This window comes from Enterobacter cloacae, assembly GCF_011078175.1.
Taxonomy (GTDB): Bacteria; Pseudomonadota; Gammaproteobacteria; order Enterobacterales; family Enterobacteriaceae; genus Enterobacter; species Enterobacter cloacae_Q.
On sequence record NZ_JAALCJ010000005.1, the window covers coordinates 393312 to 412870 of the forward strand.

The window sequence follows — 19559 nt, forward strand, 5'->3', positions numbered from 1 at the left end:
CCAACTCCTTAAGGTTATTTACCGTTACCGTCTTTACCAACGTGAAGGATGGCAAGGAATGCTTCCTGCGGCAGCTCAACGTTACCGACCTGCTTCATACGCTTCTTACCTTCTTTCTGCTTCTGCAACAGCTTTTTCTTACGGCTGACGTCGCCGCCGTAGCACTTAGCCAGAACGTTTTTACGCAGCTGCTTCACGGTTGAACGGGCAATGATGTGGTTACCAATGGCCGCCTGAATCGCAATGTCAAACTGCTGACGCGGGATCAGATCTTTCATCTTCTCAACCAGCTCACGACCACGGTACGGCGCGTTATCGTTGTGGGTAATCAGCGCCAGCGCATCCACACGCTCGCCGTTGATCAGCACGTCCACACGAACCATGTTCGAGGCCTGGAAGCGTTTGAAGTTGTAGTCCAGCGACGCATAGCCACGGGAGGTAGACTTCAGACGGTCGAAGAAGTCGAGCACCACTTCTGCCATCGGAATTTCATAGGTCAGCGCCACCTGGTTACCGTGATAAACCATGTTGGTCTGCACGCCACGCTTCTCAATACACAGGGTGATTACGTTGCCGAGGAACTCCTGTGGCAGCAGCATGTGACACTCTGCGATAGGCTCGCGCAGTTCCTGAATATTATTCAGCGGCGGGAGCTTGGACGGGCTGTCGACGTAGATCACCTCTTTCGACGTGGTTTCTACTTCGTAGACAACCGTCGGGGCGGTGGTGATCAGATCCAGATCGTATTCACGCTCCAGACGTTCCTGAATGATCTCCATGTGCAGCAGGCCGAGGAAGCCACAGCGGAAGCCAAAGCCCAGCGCCGTTGAGCTTTCTGGCTCGTAGAACAGGGAGGCATCGTTGAGGCTCAGCTTTCCGAGCGCATCGCGGAAGTTTTCGTAATCGTCAGAGCTGACCGGGAACAGACCCGCATAAACCTGCGGTTTCACCTTTTTGAAGCCTGGCAGCGCTTTATCTGCCGGGTTACGTGCGCCGGTCAGGGTATCGCCCACTGGCGCGCCGAGGATGTCTTTAATTGCACAGACCAGCCAACCCACTTCGCCGCATTTCAGTTCGGTACGGTCAACCTGTTTTGGCGTGAAGATGCCCAGACGATCGGCGTTGTAGACCTGTCCGGTGCTCATGACCTTGATTTTGTCGCCTTTACGCATGGTGCCGTTTTTAATACGCACCAACGAGACAACGCCCAGGTAGTTATCAAACCAGGAATCGATGATCAGCGCCTGTAGCGGCGCATCCGGGTCGCCTTCCGGAGGCGGAATGTCACGCACCAGACGTTCGAGTACATCCGGAACGCCTACGCCGGTTTTCGCCGAGCAGCGCACTGCGTCAGTCGCATCAATACCGACGATGTCTTCAATCTCTTCCGCGACGCGTTCAGGATCGGCGGCTGGCAGGTCGATTTTATTCAAAACCGGCACCACTTCGAGATCCATTTCCATAGCGGTGTAGCAGTTTGCCAGCGTCTGGGCCTCTACGCCCTGCCCGGCATCCACCACCAGCAGCGCGCCTTCGCAGGCCGCCAGCGAGCGTGACACTTCATAAGAGAAGTCAACGTGCCCTGGGGTGTCGATAAAGTTCAGCTGATAGGTTTCACCATCGGAAGCCTTATAGTCGAGCGTCACGCTCTGCGCTTTGATGGTAATACCGCGTTCGCGTTCCAGGTCCATGGAGTCCAGAACCTGGGCTGCCATTTCACGATCAGACAGGCCACCGCAAATCTGGATAATACGGTCAGACAGCGTCGACTTACCGTGGTCAATGTGAGCAATGATCGAAAAGTTACGTATGTTCTTCATATAGTTAAATAATTATGCCTTACGAATTCCTGGAGGCCGCTGTTCTTAGCCTGACGTTTTTCAGTGCGAAAACGCAGCATTCTACACTACATCCTCGTCTGCTGGAAATGCACTTAAAGCCAGGTATAGCGCGAAGAGACAGCGTTTTCGCTATTGCGATGTAAATAATAATAAAGCCCGGCAGATCACCGGGCCTCAGAAGAGAGCGTCTCAACACGAAGTTGGTCGGGTGCCAGTGCAACGCTGAGGATGACGGGCTGCCACGCTTCCCGGGCGGCAAGCCTCGGGGAAACGCCTTTAGCAAGCCAGAACCCGCCCACGCCGCCCAAAGCGGCCCCGCACATGGCGGCCAAATCTGTGCCGAACAGCACCTGGAAAATACCGCCCATCACGAACAGGCCTGCGAGCGGAGAAAGGTAAACCAGCATGGCGGAAGTGAGCAGGCTACCTTCAGCGATGCCGAGCTCCACTTTTTGCCCTGCCACCAGCGGGTGAGCGCTCGGCACAGCAATAGTGTGCGACGTTTGCGGCCCCAGCTTATTCAACACGCGGCTGCCGCAACCGGCTCGCGAAGCGCAGCTGCTGCATGATGCTTTAACGTCACAGCTGACAAGCGCTACGCCATCCTGCCAGGATAGGACCGTGGCCCACTCTTTTATCATTGCGCAGCCCTGAATTTAATGCTGTCTGAAATACGTTTTGCCGTTGGCGGCGGTAATTCACCTACAATGGTAATTTCCGCATTATCGCGCACCGTCGTGCTGACCGTCCGGCGACCGGTACGGAGCATCTGTTCGGAACTGTTCGCCGTAGCGCGATTAATATTCACTGAGAAGCTAAAAAGCCCATCGGAATAGAGTCGCGACTCAACTGGAGTTTCGATGGTCGGCAGCTGGCGACGGCTGCTGGAAACTTCGCTGAACCCTTGCGGGATCCAGGATGGTACCCAGTTAAAATTGACAGAATCGCCGGCAGGCACGGAAAGCAAAGGCGGCAGGCTGGCTTTGGCCAAATTCTGCATGCTGTTGCCAACCTGATTGTTAACGTCGAAAGAGATCACGCGGAACTGTTCCAACGTTTCACCGTCGCGATCGAGCAGATCAACACGCATTGGCAGCTTCGTTTCGGCGTCGATCCAGACGATATAGCTGTAACGAGTTCCATCCCGCGCGACAACGCGGATCACTTCGCACAGCCTGTCAGCAATACGCGTTCGCCCCACCGAGATAAAATCATAATAGGGAGCGAGACGTTTAAAATCGGTATAAATGAGCGACGGCAGGGAATCAACAATGTAGTCGCCATTGAGCGTAAATGGCTCAAGGCCTGGCTCGAAATAGCTGATTTCATTCCCACGCTGGACCACTTCCCGACGCGGGCCATCCATCTGTAAAAGCTGGGCGAGCGGCTGATTATCAAGGCGGGCGTGGCGATAGCGCAACGATTCGACACCCTGCTTATTGATGCTGATAAATGCCAACTCGTAATTGAGTGACTGGCTGGCCAGATTCATTTGCTGCAACAACGCCCCGGATGAAACATCAGCCGAGGCGTTAGCAGAGAAGAACAGGCTACCCGCCATCAAAGACATGGCGAACCAAAGTTGCTTCATTACTGCGATTGCGTTCCTAAAGTTTGGTTTCCTGGCACCTGTACCGCAGCCTGCTGGGTTTGGGCCTGCTCAAACTGAAGCTGCTCGGAGTGCAGACGACGCTGCAACTCGTAATCCTGCAACATCGCATTAATGCGACGACGCTGCTCCTGTACCTGCTGTTGCTGTCCGCCGCTTGCGGAGGCATCTGCCGGTACGCCCAGGCTAACCGGGCTGGCTTTACCCATCATCGGCAGCGTATTGAACACTGGCGCTTCAGGCTGCTGATTGGCTTCAGACTGAGTATTATAGTGCTGGACCCCAACGATAACTGCAAGCGATACGCACGCAGCGACCCCCATCTGGGTGAGCTGGCTGGCCCATGGACGCACCTTGTGCCAGAACGGCATTTTCTGCCACTGGTGAGGTGCAGGCTGCGCTTCAGGAATCAGCGGCGTGGTCTGATGAACAGGTTCGTTCTCAATGGCCGCCATAACGCGTGCTGAGATATCGAAATGGAGAACCTCGCTGGTATCACCGCGTAGAGTGTCGCGGATAAGATGATAGCTCTCCCAGGTCTGTTGCATTTCGGGAGAATGAGACAACTCATCGAGCAGCTCATTATCCAGCGTTTCACCATCCATTAAAGCGGAAAGTTTTTCTTTCTGCATGCCTAATACCTTTTCCAGTATCCCGCTATCGTCAACGCCTGATAAGCGGTTGAACTTTATTATCAATGGCTTCTCGCGCACGGAAAATTCGTGAACGAACCGTGCCGACCGGACAATCCATGATGGCAGCTATCTCTTCATAGCTTAGGCCATCCAGCTCCCGTAACGTAATTGCCATGCGTAAATCTTCCGGGAGCGACTCGATCGTGCGAAAAACGATTTGTTTCAGTTCTTCTGACAACATTAAGTTCTCAGGGTTCGAAATTTCTTTCAGCGCGCCGCCACTTTCGAAGTTTTCTGCATCGATAGCATCAACATCACTTGAAGGCGGACGACGGCCCTGAGCAACCAAATAATTCTTAGCCGTATTGACTGCAATACGATACAGCCAGGTATAAAAAGCACTATCCCCCCGGAATGAATCCAGCGCGCGATAGGCCTTAATAAAAGACTCTTGTACCACATCAGGAACATCGCCTGACGGTACATAGCGGGAAACCAGACTCGCTACCTTATGCTGGTAGCGCACCACCAGTAGGTTAAAAGCTTTCTGATCTCCCTTCTGGACCCGTTCAACCAGGACCTGGTCCGTTAACTGCTCGCTCATCCGAGGTAATGTCTCCCCAAACCAAATTCCACGCGTTATCGAAACGCCACTCTAACAACATTGCACTTTGAGCAAGCACCGAATTAGAGTGTCTGTTCTTCAATAAGTTCCGTAACGCCTTTGTTTTTGTTCATCGCGCCGCAGACCGTTCATTTTCTCTCATTATAAGTCTGTTCACGATACGCACCCGCTTTCTGACAAGAATCATCAACTTTATCGTCAGAAGAGTAACGCAACACAGGCTTTATTTCACCACAAAATCTGAAGCTAACGATCTGCTTCGCAAAATATTTCCGGTCGTTTAGCGCAGATTTGCCTTCCGACCTTACGTTTAGTCATTGCAACAGACATCAAAAAAAACGTGCGATATCTCGCATCACAATGCTATTCTCCCTGCACCATGTTTAGTAAATTAAACAAACATCATGAACACGACGCCTGAACTTCATTGTGATGTACTGATCATCGGTAGCGGTGCTGCCGGCCTTTCCCTTGCGCTACGCCTGGCGGAACATCATAACGTAATCGTGCTAAGTAAAGGGCCGATGAGCGAAGGTTCCACCTTCTATGCACAAGGCGGGATTGCCGCCGTGTTTGATGAAACGGACAGCATTGCCTCGCATGTAGAAGACACCCTGGTTGCCGGCGCCGGTATCGTGGATAAGCATGCCGCAGAGTTTGTCGCCAGCAATGCCCGCCACTGCGTGCAATGGCTTATCGACCAGGGCGTGCTGTTTGATACGCAGGTTCAGGCTAATGGTGAAGAGAGCTATCACCTTACCCGTGAAGGCGGGCACAGCCACCGCCGTATTCTGCACGCTGCTGATGCAACCGGAAAAGCGGTTGAAACCACGCTGGTCAGCAAAGCCCTCAGCCATCCTAATATCAGGGTGCTGGAGCGCAGCAACGCCGTCGACCTGATTATTTCCGATAAGATCGGCCTGCCCGGTACGCGCCGTGTTGTCGGTGCATGGGTATGGAATCGTAATAAAGAAAAAGTGGAAACCTGCCAGGCAAAAGCCGTTGTGCTGGCGACGGGCGGCGCCTCTAAGGTTTACCAGTACACGACTAACCCAGATATCGCCTCCGGAGACGGTATCGCCATGGCCTGGCGCGCCGGCTGCCGCGTGGCGAATCTGGAGTTTAATCAATTCCATCCTACCGCCCTGTTCCACCCGCAGGCGCGAAACTTCCTGCTGACGGAAGCGTTACGCGGCGAAGGGGCGTATCTGAAGCGTCCGGATGGTTCCAGGTTTATGCCGGACTTCGACCCCAGAGGTGAGCTGGCACCGCGGGATATTGTGGCCCGCGCCATTGACCATGAGATGAAGCAGCTTGGCGTGGACTGTATGTATCTGGACATTAGCCACCAACCGGCAGACTTTATTCGCCAGCACTTCCCAATGATTTACGAAAAGCTTCTGGGTCTGGGTATCGATCTAACCCGCGATCCGGTGCCGATTGTGCCTGCCGCCCACTATACCTGTGGCGGGGTGATGGTTGACGCTCACGGCCGTACCGACGTGGATGGTTTGTATGCGATCGGCGAGGTCAGCTACACCGGCCTGCATGGGGCGAATCGCATGGCCTCCAACTCGCTGCTGGAGTGTCTGGTGTTCGGGTGGTCGGCTGCGGAAGATATTACAAAACGCATATCCTATGCACGTCCGTCCCCACGCCTGCCGGCCTGGGATGAAAGCCGGGTAGAGAACCCGGACGAACGGGTGGTTATCCAGCATAACTGGCACGAGCTGCGGCTTTTCATGTGGGATTATGTCGGCATTGTACGCACAACGAAGCGTCTGGAGCGCGCGTTACGCCGTATCATGATGTTGCAGCAGGAAATTGATGAATATTACGCCAATTTCCGCGTTTCCAATAATCTGCTGGAGCTGCGCAACCTGGTACAGGTAGCCGAGCTGATTGTGCGCTGTGCGATGATGCGCAAAGAGAGTCGAGGGCTGCATTATACGCTGGACTATCCCGACACGCTGGAGGTTTCCGGCCCGTCGGTATTGTCTCCGCAGGCTCACATAAACAGATAAAAGGCCTGGGTCAGGGCAGTGTAATCTTCGGAATAACGCTGGTCTGGCCCACGAATGACCATCCTGTCGATAAAGCACTCCCCTTCTTTGGGCGAGAGCGCCAACAACACGCGGTGCGGTAAGCGCCCTTCCGTATCCGAAATATCGGTACGAAGACGCAAATTCCAGCCGATCTCCCGTGCGATCTCAATGAAGGTATTGCCGGTGCTTTCAGGCAAGACCACGCAGAAAAAACCCTCTTCCGAGATGAGATCCGCTGAACTGGTCAGTAGCGCCTTGTGATCGAGCGAGCCGGTGTAGCGTGCCTGCTCGCGTTCCGGCGTTCCACATTCCACGCCAGGCGTATAATACGGTGGATTGCTGACAATCAAATCATAACGCGCCGTCTGCTCGGGTGCCCAGGTCAGCACATCGGCACATTCCACCCTGATGCGTTCTGCCCACGGAGAGACGGCTGCGTTTTCACTTGCCTGCCGGGACGCCTGAGGATCAAGCTCAACGGCGTCGATCGTGACGTGTTCTTCCGTTCGCTGCGCCAGCATCAGCGCCTGTAGTCCGCTGCCCGTACCAATATCCAGAATGCGTTTTACACCAGCGACAGGCGCCCATGCACCCAGTAAAATACCGTCTGTACCGACTTTCATCGCACAACGATCGTGCGCCACAAAAAACTGTTTAAACGTAAAACCATCGCGGCGCAACTGCGCTTTGAGTTGAGACATGTCAGTGCAACCTTCTGAGTGAAACGGGAGTAGCATAGGGGAAAGCGAAGTGGTCGAAAAGCGATATCCATACAAACAGATGAAGATTACAGCCGTAACGTCTATAATCAGCGCCCCACACAGAGGTAGAACATGACTGTAACGACTTTTTCCGAACTTGAACTCGATGAAAGCCTGCTCAATGCACTTGAGAGCAAAGGCTTTACACGCCCGACCGCCATTCAGGCCGCGGCCATTCCGCCTGCGCTTGAGGGCCGCGATGTGCTCGGTTCTGCGCCAACCGGCACGGGGAAGACAGCAGCCTACTTGCTGCCTGTGTTGCAGCATTTGCTCGACTTTCCGCGTAAAAAATCAGGCCCGCCGCGCATTTTGATCCTGACCCCGACCCGTGAACTGGCGATGCAGGTTGCCGAACACGCGCGTGAGCTGGCGGCGAATACCCATCTGGATATCGCGACCATCACTGGCGGCGTAGCGTATATGAACCACGCCGAAGTATTCAGCGAAAACCAGGATATCGTTGTCGCGACGACGGGCCGTCTGCTGCAATACATAAAAGAAGAGAACTTCGACTGCCGCGCGGTGGAAACGCTGATTCTCGATGAAGCTGACCGCATGCTTGACATGGGCTTTGCCCAGGATATCGAACACATCGCAGGTGAAACGCGCTGGCGTAACCAGACCATGCTGTTCTCAGCAACCCTTGAAGGGGATGCCATTAAAGATTTCGCCGAACGTCTGCTGGAAGATCCGGTAGAAGTATCCGCTACGCCATCGACGCGTGAGCGGAAGAAGATCCACCAGTGGTACTACCGCGCAGATAACCTTGAGCATAAGGTTGAGTTGTTGAAACACCTGCTGAAGCAGGAAGAGGCAACCCGTACCATCGTCTTCGTACGCAAACGCGAGCGCGTGCATGAGCTGGCAGAAATGCTGCGCAACGCCGGCATCAACAACTGCTATCTTGAAGGTGAAATGGCGCAGGTTAAGCGTACCGAAGGCATCAAGCGCCTGACCGATGGTCGCGTGAATGTGCTGGTTGCCACCGACGTTGCCGCCCGCGGGATCGACATCCCGGACGTGAGCCACGTAATCAACTTTGATATGCCGCGCAGCGGTGATACTTACCTGCACCGTATTGGTCGTACCGGCCGTGCGGGTCGCAAAGGTATTGCTATCTCTCTGGTAGAAGCGCACGACCATTTGCTGCTACAGAAAATTGGCCGCTACGTTGATGAGCCGCTGAAAGCTCGCGTGATTGACGGACTTCGTCCGACCACACGTGCGCCAAGTGAAAAAATGACGGGTAAACCGTCCAAGAAAGCGCTCGCGAAACGTGCTGAGAGAAAAGAGAAAGAAAAAGAGAAGCCGCGCGTTAAACAGCGCCACCGCGATACTAAAAATATTGGTAAGCGCCGTAAGCCAAGCTCTGCTGTGCCAGAGACGAAAACGGAAGAGTAAAAAAAAGCCGGGAATCTCCCGGCTTTTTTATTTCACCCCCGAAGCTGAAACCTTACAGGCTTTCAGTAAAGGTACGCGCGATAACGTCACGCTGCTGTTCCGGGGTCAGAGAGTTGAAACGCACCGCATAGCCAGACACTCGGATGGTCAGCTGCGGGTATTTTTCCGGATGCTCAACGGCATCCATCAGCGTTTCGCGACGCAGGACGTTAACGTTCAGGTGCTGACCACCTTCCACACGTACTTCTGGCTGCACTTGCATTGGAATTTCACGGTATTCAATTTCGCCCAGTTTGCTCACCGGAACGATTTCGTCTTCCGCAAAACCTGCTTTCGCTACTACACAGCGCGCTTCGTTTTTCTCGCTGTCCAGCAGCCAGAAAGAGTTCAGCAGATCGTCATTTGCAGCTTTAGTAATCTGGATACCTGTAATCATGTGTTGCCTCCCTTAGGCTACATTAACTGATGCTGGCCTTTTGCGGCCAATTGGTAAAACCATTGTTTGTTGTGTGTATATATAACATTCAGACCCACGTGATTTATTGATTTAAATCAACAAAACCACCAACCACACAAAGAGTGTGGTCTGTGTTTTTTGTTTTAGATCAATTTTGAGACTTACCAATTCGGCCCGCCGTGTAAATTTTCCAACATAAATTGAGACACTTAGCCTGCTTTGCTGCGAGTAATTTTGCTCATTGGGGTTTAGCAGGTAAGCTAGACACAGAATGAGATTCGCAGGAGAGCGAGATGACAACACCTTTAACCTGGCATGACGTGCTGGCAGAAGAGAAGCAGCAGCCCTATTTTATTAACACCCTCAGTACCGTTGCGGCTGAACGGCAGGCCGGCCAGACAATTTATCCGCCTCAGAAAGATGTGTTTAACGCCTTCCGCTACACCGAACTGAGTGATGTAAAGGTGGTTATACTCGGGCAGGATCCGTACCATGGTCCCGGGCAGGCTCACGGACTGGCATTTTCCGTGCGTCCGGGCGTGGCCATTCCCCCTTCTCTGCTGAATATGTATAAAGAGCTGGAAGGAACGATTCAGGGTTTCACCCGCCCTAATCACGGCTATCTGGAAAGCTGGGCGCGCCAGGGCGTGCTGTTGCTGAACACCGTGTTGACGGTTCGTGCAGGCCAGGCGCACTCCCACGCCAGCTTGGGCTGGGAAACCTTTACCGATAAGGTCATCAGCCTGATCAATGAGCATCGTGAAGGCGTCGTGTTTTTACTCTGGGGTTCGCATGCCCAAAAGAAAGGGGCGATTATCGATCGTCAGCGTCATCACGTGCTGAAGGCACCGCACCCGTCGCCGCTGTCTGCACACCGCGGTTTCTTTGGCAGTAATCATTTTGTTCTGACAAATGAGTGGCTGGAAAAGCACGGCGAAAAGCCAATTGACTGGATGCCTGTGTTACCGGCAGAGAGCGAGTAGGGTTTGAATGTGCCGGGTCAGGCCCGGCACATAAAAGGCTTATGCCTTGTTCTGACGCCACCATTCCGCCAGCAGTACGCCGGTCGCAACGGATACGTTCAGGCTTTCAACGTTGCCTGTACCGTCGATAGAGACGCTCAGGTCAGCGCTGGAGAGGGCCGCATCAGACAGACCATCGCGCTCCTGGCCTAACACCAGCACCATTTTGCGCGGCAACGTCGCTTTGAACAGCGGCGTAGCGGCACGGCTTGAGGTAGTGACAATGGTGTAGCCCGCTTTACGGAACTGCTCAAGGGCTTCCAGCACGCTGTCACCGGTGATCGGCTGAACGTGCTCTGCACCACCTTCCGCGGTACGGATTGCCGCACCGGATTCCAGCAGCGCGGCATCCTGCAACAACACGCCTTTCACGCCAAAGTGCGCGCAGCTACGCATCATAGCGCCCAGGTTATGCGGGTTACCCACATCTTCCAGCGCCAGCACGCAGTCATCGGCATCCGCCTGGCTGACCCACTGCTGCACGGTAGTGCCGTTACGTTTTTTGATCAGGAAGCAGACGCCGCCGTGGTGTTCAGTCCCGGACGCTTTTGTCAGCTCGGCATCGTCAACCACGTGGTAGGCTTTGCGGTTCGCCGCCATCCAGCGCAGCGCTTCTTTAAAGCGCGGAGTCACGCTCTGGATAAACCATGCACGAACGATACACTCCGGGCGGCTCTGGAACAGGGCCTGACAGGCATTCTCGCCGTAGACACGGGTCTCTTCCGCACGCTGACGTCGCAGCACTTCCGGATCGATAAAGCTTTTTCCGCTGATACCGCCGTGATCGGCTTTTTCAGCCACCTCTTCACCCGGTGCACGAGAAACGGTACGCCATGGCGATCCACCGTCGCGGACAAAATCATCGCGCTTGCGATCGTCACGCTTACGGTCATCACGTTTGCGGTCATCGCCGCGGTTATTTCTGTCATCGCGGGCGGGGCGACGGCCACCGTCTGCACGAGAAGACGCCGGACGCCCGCCACCTTTTCCGGTACGCGGATTTTGGGTGCGTTTATCAGAGTCATCATCACTGCGGACATACATCACTTTGACCTTGCCGCTTTTGTTTTTCATTTCGTCGTTCATGCTTTTCTCCACCAGCGCTGCGCGAAGCGCGCAGATTACCCGATGTGCAAGCTCATAGCCATAATTTCGTACAAAAGCCTGTGACTATTGTTCCCATTGAATAAAACGCGTTGTCGTTTCATACAGGCTCACTGATAATATGTAACATATCAGAAACATTATCGGCGTTCTGCCGTTGTTCCACGGCTCTATCAGAGGTTAGTTATGAATACCGTATGTGCCAACTGTCAGGCTCTAAACCGCATTCCGGACGATCGGATGGATGACGGTGCGAAATGCGGGCGTTGTGGCCACGAATTATTTGATGGCGATGTCATTAACGCGACGGGTGCTACGCTGGACAAACTCCTCAAGGACGATCTGCCTGTTGTGGTCGATTTTTGGGCACCGTGGTGCGGTCCCTGCCGTAACTTTGCGCCCATCTTCGAAGACGTGGCTGAAGAGCGCAGCGGGAAAATGCGTTTTGTTAAAGTGAATACCGAAGCGGAACGTGAACTCAGCGCCCGTTTTCGCATTCGCAGCATTCCAACCATTATGATTTTCAAAAACGGTGAAGTGATCGACATGCTCAATGGTGCAGTACCGAAGGCACCTTTCGACAGTTGGTTAAACGAATCCCTGTAACATTCGCGGGGCATATCTTGTGCCCCGTTCTCTCCTCTGCGAAAATGGGGTTTTTCCTGCCTTTTCGCCCATGACTGATAACGCTGTACTTCAATTACGCGCCGAGCGCCTTGCGCGCGCCACCCGTCCTTTTCTGGCCCGAGGCAATCGTATTCGCCGCTGCCAGCGCTGCCTTCTACCGCTGAAGGTGTGCCTGTGCGAAACGCTTGCGCCGAGCGAGGCGAAAAGCCGCTTTTGTCTGGTCATGTTCGATACCGAACCGATGAAGCCCAGCAACACGGGGCGTTTGATCGCCGATATTCTGCCCAACACCGCAGCGTTTCAGTGGTCGCGCACTGAGCCACCTCAGGCTCTGCTCGACCTGGTGGCAAGCCCGGACTATCAGCCCATGGTCGTTTTCCCGGCATCATATGCAGGCAAACAACGTCAGGTGCTTACGGCGCCACCATCCGGTAAGCCGCCGCTGTTTATTATGCTCGACGGCACCTGGACCGAAGCGAGAAAGATGTTCCGCAAAAGCCCTTATCTTGATGCGCTGCCGGTGATTTCCGTCGATCTGTCGCGCGTTTCGGCCTATCGCTTACGTGAAGCACATGCCGACGGTCAATACTGCACCGCTGAAGTTGCCATTGCGCTACTGGATCTGGCGGGCGATACCCAGGCGGCCGGCGCGCTGGGCTCCCACTTCTCCTGCTTCCGCGAACGTTATCTTGCGGGAAAAACCGTTCATAAGGGTAGCGTCACAGCAACAGAGACAGAAAGCGTTTAAAATCATCAGGTCGCTTGCATTCACGGGAGGCCTGCATGAGCCAGAGAGGGTTAGAAGCGCTACTCCGTCCGAAATCCATTGCCGTTATTGGCGCCTCGATGAAACCGGACCGCGCAGGGTATCTAATGATGCGTAACCTGCTGGCTGGCGGGTTTAACGGCCCGGTCATGCCCGTTACGCCCGCTTATAAGGCGGTACAGGGGGTACTGGCGTGGCCAGATGTGCAGAGCCTGCCTTTCGTTCCCGATCTCGCCGTGCTCTGTACACATGCGAAACGAAACCTCGAACTGCTTGAGTCGCTCGGTCAGAAAGGCTGTAAAACCTGCATTATTCTTTCCTCGCCTCCTGAACAGCAGCCCGAACTGCTGGCCTGCGCCAGCCGCTACCAGATGCGCATTCTTGGTCCAAACAGCCTCGGCCTGCTTGCGCCCTGGCAAGGGCTAAATGCCAGTTTCTCACCGGTTCCAATCCGTAAAGGCAAACTGGCCTTCATTTCACAGTCGGCTGCGGTATCCAATACCATCCTCGACTGGGCGCAGCAGCGTGAGATGGGTTTTTCCTATTTCATCGCCCTCGGCGACAGCCTGGACATTGACGTCGATGAGCTGCTGGATTTCCTGGCGCGCGACAGTAAAACCAGCGCTATCCTGCTCTACCTTGAACACCTGAGCGACGCCCGTCGTTTTGTGTCGGCGTCGCGTAGCGCATCGCGTAATAAACCGATTCTGGTCATCAAAAGCGGGCGCAGCCCCGCGGCTCAGCGCCTGCTACATTCCCGTTCCGGGATGGATCCCGCATGGGATGCAGCGATCCAGCGCGCCGGTTTACTGCGGGTGCAGGATACGCACGAGCTTTTTTCCGCCGTCGAAACGTTAAGCCACATGCGCCCCCTGCGCGGTGAAAAGCTGATGATTGTCAGCAACGGTGCCGCTCCCGCCGCACTGGCGCTGGACGAACTCTGGCTACGCAATGGCAAGCTGGCAACGCTGGGTGAAGAGACGCTCCAGCGCCTGCGGGACGCGTTACCAGGAAGCGTTGTTCCCGATAATCCTCTCGATCTACGCGATGATGCCAGCAGCGATCGTTACATAAAGGCGATCAGGATTTTGCTGGATAGCCAGGACTTTGATGCACTGATGATTATCCATTCACCCAGCGCGGTTGCGCCAGGCAGCGAAAGTGCGCGTGCGCTGATTGAGGCTGTCCGAAACCATCCGCGAGGCAAATACGTCACCTTACTAACCAACTGGTGCGGCGAGTTCTCCTCGCAGGAGGCACGGCGTCTGTTTAGTGAAGCCGGGTTGCCAACCTACCGTACCCCGGAGGGCACCATTACCGCTTTTATGCATATGGTTGAATACCGCCGTAACCAGAAGCAGCTGCGTGAAACGCCTGCCCTGCCGGGCAATCTCACCGCAAACTCGGTGGACATGCACAGGCTATTGCAGCAGGCCATCGAAGAGGGCGCCACTACTCTTGATACTCATGAAGTGCAACCCATTCTTGGCAGCTATGGGATGCAAACCCTGCCCACCTGGATTGCCGGCGACAGCGCTGAGGCGGTACATATCGCTGAGCAGATTGGCTACCCGGTGGCGCTTAAGCTGCGCTCTCCCGATATTCCGCACAAATCGGATGTTCAGGGCGTCATGCTGTATCTGCGCACCGCGACAGAAGTACAACAGGCCGCGGATGCCATTATCGATCGCGTTAAATTGACGTGGCCACAGGCCAGAATCCACGGCCTGCTGGTGCAGAGCATGGCTAACCGTGCGGGCGCGCAGGAGCTGCGCGTGGTTGTCGAACACGATCCGGTTTTTGGTCCGCTCATTATGCTGGGTGAAGGCGGCATTGAATGGCGACCAGAAGAACAGGCGGTTGTCGCGCTTCCCCCTCTGAACATGAACCTGGCGCGTTATTTAATTATTCAGGCCATTAAAAGCAAAAAAATCCGCGGGAGAAGCGCTCTCAGGCCGCTTGATATCGCTGGGTTAAGCCAGTTCCTGGTGAAGGTCTCCAACCTCATTGTTGACTGCGCGGAGATCCAGCGCCTGGATATCCACCCCCTTCTTGCCTCCGGAAATGAATTTACCGCGCTGGACGTGACGCTGGATATTGCGCCGTTTATCGGCGATCGGGAAAGCCGTCTCGCCATTCGTCCTTATCCTCTTCATCTGGAAGAGTGGGTGGAGATGAAAAATGGGGAACGAGCGCTGTTTCGCCCTATCCTGCCTGAAGACGAGCCGCTGCTGCGGGCGTTTATCTCGCAGGTAACGAAGGAAGATTTGTACTATCGCTATTTCAGCGAAATCAATGAATTTACTCACGACGATTTAGCCAATATGACCCAGATCGACTACGATCGAGAAATGGCGATTGTGGCAGTCCGCCGTTCCGGAGCGGGAGAGGAGATTCTCGGCGTGACGCGTGCCATTTCCGACCCGGATAACGTGGATGCGGAGTTTGCCGTACTGGTGCGTTCCGATCTTAAAGGTTTGGGGTTGGGCAGACGGCTGCTCGAAAAACTCATTGGTTATACGCGCGATCATGGATTGTCACGCCTGAATGGCATTACTATGCCAAACAATCGGGGTATGGTGACCCTGGCGCGGAAGCTCGGTTTTGACGTTGATATCCAGCTGGATGAAGGCATTGTCTCTCTGTCCCTCAGCCTGATTTCGACGGATAAACAAGAGTAAGCTGCTGGAAATGTTACCCACTTTTCGCGGCACTGGGGTATCATTGTCCGCTTATGTTGTTTGCCTGGTACAGACAACCCTTCAATGAACAGAGAAGAAACGCACTGTGATGTTGTCAAAATTTAAGCGTAATAAACATCAACAACACCTTGCTCAACTACCGAAGATTTCTCAGTCAGTTGATGATGTAGAGTTCTTTTATGCTCCCGCTCATTTCCGGGAGACGCTTCTTGAAAAGATTGCCAGCGCTACGCGACGTATTTGCATTGTGGCGCTCTATCTTGAACAAGATGAAGGTGGGCGTGCGATCCTTAACGCGCTCTATGAAGCGAAACGTCAGCGTCCGGAACTGGATGTTCGCGTGCTGGTTGACTGGCACCGTGCTCAGCGTGGCCGTATTGGTGCGGTTGCCTCGAATACCAATGCTGACTGGTATTGCCGCACGGCCCAGGAAAATCCGGGTCTTGATATCCCGGTATACGGCGTACCTGTAAATACCCGTGAAGCGCTTGGCGTTCTTCATTTTAAAGGATTTATCATTGATGACAGCGTCCTTTATAGCGGCGCCAGCCTGAATGATGTTTATCTCCATCAGCTCGATAAATACCGTTACGATCGCTACCATCTGATCCGCAATCCGCAGATGGCCGACATCATGTTTAACTGGGTTGATAAAAATCTGGTGCATGGCCGGGGTGTTCACCGTCTTGACGATCCTCATCGTCCAAAAAGTCCGGAAATTAAAAACGATGTTCGCTCCTTCCGCCAGGAATTGCGCGATGCGGTTTATCGTTTCCAGGGTGATGCGAATAATGAAGAGCTGTCCGTTACGCCTTTGGTTGGCCTGGGGAAATCGAGCCTCCTGAACAAGACTATCTTCCATTTGATGCCGTGCGCAGAACATAAGCTCACCATCTGCACCCCGTACTTCAACCTTCCCGCCGTTCTGGTGCGTAATATCATTCAGCTGCTGCGTGATGGTAAAAAGGTGGAAATCATTGTCGGGGATAAAACGGCAAACGACTTTTTCATTCCGGAAGATCAGCCTTTCAAGATCATCGGCGCACTGCCTTATCTCTATGAGATTAACCTGCGCCGCTTCCTGAGCCGTTTACAGTACTATGTGAACACGGACCAGCTGGTGGTGCGTCTCTGGAAAGATGAAGACAACAGTTATCACCTCAAAGGGATGTGGGTGGATGAAGAGTGGATGCTGCTGACCGGTAATAACCTGAACCCACGCGCCTGGCGCCTGGATTTAGAAAACGCCATACTTATTCACGATCCTCAACATGCGTTAGCCGCGAAACGCGATCGTGAGCTGGAGCTTATACGCACCCACACTACCGTTGTGCGTCATTATCGCGATCTGCAAAGCATCGCTGATTATCCGGTAAAAGTCAGGAAGCTGATACGCCGTCTACGTCGGATCCGTATCGATCGACTCATCAGCCGTATTCTGTAATACACAGGCCCTGTCATCGACGGGGCTTTTTTATGGAGTCTGTTAATGCGTACGCCTTTCCTGATAATCCCTCTTTTCCTGACCGGTTGCAGCCATATGGCAAATGATAACTGGTCGGGTCAGGATAAAGCTCAACACTTTCTGGCATCTGCAATGTTGTCCGCTGCGGGTAATGAATATGCGATGCACCAGGGGTATAGCCGGGATCGAAGCGCCACAATGGGCCTGATGTTCTCCATCAGCCTGGGGGCATCAAAAGAGCTTTGGGATAGCCGCCCCTCAGGAAGCGGCTGGAGCTGGAAGGATTTTGCCTGGGACGTAGCCGGCGCAACAACCGGCTACGCCGTCTGGCAGATGGCGCATTATTAAAGGCGGATACCTTTTCCTTTTCGATGCAGCATCAGCGAGACAATAAACGCCAGCGCTCCCATTACGGTGACATACCAGAAGAAGGTCGTTTCACTGCCCCATGACTTAAGGGATAGTGCGACATACTCAGCCGAACCGCCGAACAGGGCGTTTGCGACCGCATAAGAAAGGCCTACGCCCAGCGCCCTCACCTGTGCGGGAAACATTTCCGCTTTCAAAATGCCGCTGATTGCCGTGTAAAAACTGATAATAATAAGTGCCACCATAATCAAAGCGAAAGCGGCATACGGAGAGGTTGTATGCTGTAGCGCCGTCAAAAGCGGAACGGTACCCAGGGTGAGCGTGCCGCCAAAGATCAGCATGGAGGTGCGGCGACCTATTTTGTCCGACAGCGCGCCAACAATCGGCTGGATGAGCATAAAGACCAGTAACGCTACCGTCATGACAACGCTCGCAACGTTGGCATGCATGCCCGTGGTGTTGACCAGATATTTTTGCATATAGGTGGTGAAGGTATAGAAGCTTAGCGAGCCTGCGGCGGTAAAGCCTAATACCATCAAAAAGGCTTTGCGGTTTCGCCACAGCCCTTTCATCGAACCGGCTTCTTTCAGCGCTCTGACCTCCTGCTGGGAGGTTTCATCAAGCTGACGGCGTAACCACAGGGCAACAACCGCCAGGGCAGCGCCCATAGCAAACGGGATGCGCCAGCCCCAGGCGCGCAAATCTTCATCGCTAAGGATTTGTTGCAGGATCACCACAACCAGTAACGCCAGCAACTGTCCGCCAATGAGCGTCACATACTGGAATGATGCATAGAAACCTTTTCGGCCTTCAACCGCTACTTCGCTCATGTATGTCGCACTGGTGCCGTATTCGCCACCGACTGACAGCCCCTGGAAAAGACGTGCCAGCAGCAACAACGCGGGTGCCCATGTTCCGATACTGTCATATCCGGGCAGGCAGGCAATCACCAGCGAGCCGACGCACATCATACATACGGAGATGAGCATGGATGTTTTGCGCCCTTTCCTGTCCGCGATCCTGCCGAACAACCATCCGCCAATAGGACGCATCAGGAACCCGGCGGCAAAAACGCCTGCGGTTTGCAAAAGCTGGGTTGTGGTGTTCCCTGACGGGAAAAAGATATGCGCAAAGTAGAGTGAACAGAATGAATAGACGTAAAAATCAAACCACTCTACAAGGTTCCCCGATGAAGCTCCTACGATTGCCCAAACCCGGCGGCGAGTATCCTTGCCTGCTAAATTGGTATTATCCGTATCTGCACTGGCTACGGTTTCTGTCATTTTAAAATCCTCTGGCTCACATTTCGGGCCATTGCCCACAAACAGTAAAACCGGATTTAAAACGAATCGTTAGGTAAATAAAATGTTTCAAATATGTTTCATTGAATTTTGTGAACTCGATCAGGTATCGAATTATTAGCGGACGTAGTAATTATCCCCACGCTTGCTGGTGCGCCTTTTTTCGCTGCAAATAATCATCATCGGCACGAATTTTATCCCACCACGTTTTAAATACCGCAGCGGCTTCTGCTTTTACTGGATCGTGATCGAGGGGTTTGACCTGGCGTTGCTCGTCATACTTTTTACCGCCTTTATGATTTGCATATCGGCGGGCACGTGTGTAGCCCATCTGTATGAATTTACGCGCCATATCCATGCCTACAAAATCGTTTTTCCTGCGGTATTCTTCAAAGAGGGCGTAAATCTCTTCTGCCGAACGCGCTGCGACTTCAGCATTTTTATAACGCCAGTGCGGCAGGATTTCGCTTTTATAAGGCTCAACCATTAATACTCCCTGCTCACCCCGGCCAACCTGATACCGTTCGGGATGTTCACGAAAATTAATATTGGCAAAATCTTGTTGATAATCAAAGGGACGAGTCAAAGCGGCACCATTGCTAAAATTGTTTTAACAATTGTAGGCCGTATGAGTCGAAGCTGCCATCCGGCATGTTTTCCGCATTCAAAGCAAAAAACCCCGCACCTTTCGGTACGGGGTTCTTCTTAATTGATGCCTGGCAGTTCCCTACTCTCACATGGGGAGACCCCACACTACCATCGGCGCTACGGCGTTTCACTTCTGAGTTCGGCATGGGGTCAGGTGGGACCACCGCGCTAAAGCCGCCAG

Annotated in this window: 18 protein-coding genes and 1 rRNA gene; 8 read left to right on the forward strand and 11 right to left on the reverse strand. The window is 53.7% G+C overall.

Going from position 1 to position 19559, the window contains the following annotated elements:
* Window positions 1-14 precede the first annotated feature (14 nt).
* The 5 genes from lepA to rpoE form a co-directional block, all read right to left on the reverse strand.
* Complete coding sequence (gene lepA / locus G6Q29_RS13785) at window positions 15-1820, reverse strand: translation elongation factor 4 (RefSeq protein ID WP_003860714.1); 1806 nt, start codon at window positions 1818-1820, stop codon at window positions 15-17.
* Window positions 1821-2005: 185 nt separating this feature from the next.
* Window positions 2006-2482: a SoxR-reducing system protein RseC gene (gene rseC / locus G6Q29_RS13790; protein WP_165466032.1), complete on the reverse strand. Its 477-nt coding sequence runs from the start codon at window positions 2480-2482 to the stop codon at window positions 2006-2008.
* Window positions 2479-3432: a sigma-E factor regulatory protein RseB gene (rseB, locus tag G6Q29_RS13795; protein ID WP_126296777.1), complete on the reverse strand. Its 954-nt coding sequence runs from the start codon at window positions 3430-3432 to the stop codon at window positions 2479-2481. Before rseB ends, rseC begins: the two co-directional genes overlap by 4 nt.
* A complete protein-coding gene (gene rseA, locus G6Q29_RS13800) occupies window positions 3432-4082 on the reverse strand; it encodes an anti-sigma-E factor RseA (protein WP_003860719.1) in 651 nt (216 codons plus the stop codon). Before rseA ends, rseB begins: the two co-directional genes overlap by 1 nt.
* 31 nt (window positions 4083-4113) lie before the next feature.
* Complete coding sequence (gene rpoE / locus G6Q29_RS13805; protein WP_003860720.1) at window positions 4114-4689, reverse strand: RNA polymerase sigma factor RpoE; 576 nt, start codon at window positions 4687-4689, stop codon at window positions 4114-4116.
* A 425-nt stretch (window positions 4690-5114) separates the two neighbouring features.
* Between rpoE and nadB the strand changes: the two genes are divergently transcribed.
* The gene (gene nadB / locus G6Q29_RS13810; protein ID WP_165466033.1) at window positions 5115-6734 is read left to right on the forward strand and encodes an L-aspartate oxidase; all 1620 of its coding nucleotides are present in this window, start codon (window positions 5115-5117) and stop codon (window positions 6732-6734) included.
* Here nadB and trmN read toward each other — a convergent pair.
* Entirely contained in the window at window positions 6719-7456 is a 738-nt protein-coding gene (gene trmN / locus G6Q29_RS13815) for a tRNA(1)(Val) (adenine(37)-N(6))-methyltransferase TrmN (protein ID WP_165466034.1), read from the reverse strand. The genes nadB and trmN overlap by 16 nt on opposite strands.
* A gap of 132 nt (window positions 7457-7588) precedes the next feature.
* Between trmN and srmB the strand changes: the two genes are divergently transcribed.
* On the forward strand, window positions 7589-8917 hold the full coding sequence (gene srmB, locus G6Q29_RS13820; RefSeq protein ID WP_165466035.1) for an ATP-dependent RNA helicase SrmB: 1329 nt from the start codon (window positions 7589-7591) through the stop codon (window positions 8915-8917).
* Between the two features lie 52 nt (window positions 8918-8969).
* On the opposite strand, the gene grcA is transcribed toward srmB, so the two are convergent.
* Window positions 8970-9353, reverse strand: a complete 384-nt coding sequence (gene grcA / locus G6Q29_RS13825; protein ID WP_003860727.1) for an autonomous glycyl radical cofactor GrcA — start codon at window positions 9351-9353, stop codon at window positions 8970-8972.
* 314 nt (window positions 9354-9667) lie between these two features.
* Here grcA and ung point away from each other — a divergent pair, with 314 nt between their 5' ends.
* The gene (ung, locus tag G6Q29_RS13830) at window positions 9668-10357 is read left to right on the forward strand and encodes a uracil-DNA glycosylase (protein ID WP_165466036.1); all 690 of its coding nucleotides are present in this window, start codon (window positions 9668-9670) and stop codon (window positions 10355-10357) included.
* 39 nt (window positions 10358-10396) lie between these two features.
* On the opposite strand, the gene G6Q29_RS13835 is transcribed toward ung, so the two are convergent.
* Entirely contained in the window at window positions 10397-11482 is a 1086-nt protein-coding gene (locus G6Q29_RS13835; protein WP_165466037.1) for a tRNA/rRNA methyltransferase, read from the reverse strand.
* A 204-nt stretch (window positions 11483-11686) separates the two neighbouring features.
* Here G6Q29_RS13835 and trxC point away from each other — a divergent pair, with 204 nt between their 5' ends.
* From trxC to G6Q29_RS13860, 5 genes are all read left to right on the forward strand, one after another.
* The gene (gene trxC / locus G6Q29_RS13840) at window positions 11687-12106 is read left to right on the forward strand and encodes a thioredoxin TrxC (RefSeq protein ID WP_003860733.1); all 420 of its coding nucleotides are present in this window, start codon (window positions 11687-11689) and stop codon (window positions 12104-12106) included.
* Window positions 12107-12176: 70 nt separating this feature from the next.
* Entirely contained in the window at window positions 12177-12875 is a 699-nt protein-coding gene (tapT, locus tag G6Q29_RS13845) for a tRNA-uridine aminocarboxypropyltransferase (protein WP_165466038.1), read from the forward strand.
* Window positions 12876-12910: 35 nt separating this feature from the next.
* Window positions 12911-15574 (forward strand): bifunctional acetate--CoA ligase family protein/GNAT family N-acetyltransferase, encoded by a 2664-nt coding sequence (locus G6Q29_RS13850; RefSeq protein WP_165466039.1) that lies wholly within the window; start codon window positions 12911-12913, stop codon window positions 15572-15574.
* A 109-nt stretch (window positions 15575-15683) separates the two neighbouring features.
* Window positions 15684-17039 carry a CDP-diacylglycerol--serine O-phosphatidyltransferase gene (gene pssA / locus G6Q29_RS13855; protein WP_165466048.1) on the forward strand — a complete coding sequence of 452 codons (1356 nt, stop codon included), beginning with the start codon at window positions 15684-15686 and terminating at the stop codon, window positions 17037-17039.
* 45 nt (window positions 17040-17084) lie between these two features.
* Entirely contained in the window at window positions 17085-17408 is a 324-nt protein-coding gene (locus tag G6Q29_RS13860) for a YfiM family lipoprotein (RefSeq protein WP_165466040.1), read from the forward strand.
* On the opposite strand, the gene G6Q29_RS13865 is transcribed toward G6Q29_RS13860, so the two are convergent.
* The 3 genes from G6Q29_RS13865 to rrf form a co-directional block, all read right to left on the reverse strand.
* Window positions 17405-18712 (reverse strand): MFS transporter, encoded by a 1308-nt coding sequence (locus G6Q29_RS13865; protein WP_165466041.1) that lies wholly within the window; start codon window positions 18710-18712, stop codon window positions 17405-17407. The two genes, G6Q29_RS13860 and G6Q29_RS13865, sit on opposite strands and share 4 nt — an antisense overlap.
* Window positions 18713-18863: 151 nt before the next feature.
* Window positions 18864-19316 carry a DUF4385 domain-containing protein gene (locus G6Q29_RS13870; RefSeq protein ID WP_165466042.1) on the reverse strand — a complete coding sequence of 151 codons (453 nt, stop codon included), beginning with the start codon at window positions 19314-19316 and terminating at the stop codon, window positions 18864-18866.
* Between the two features lie 128 nt (window positions 19317-19444).
* A 5S ribosomal RNA gene (gene rrf, locus G6Q29_RS13875) occupies window positions 19445-19559 on the reverse strand.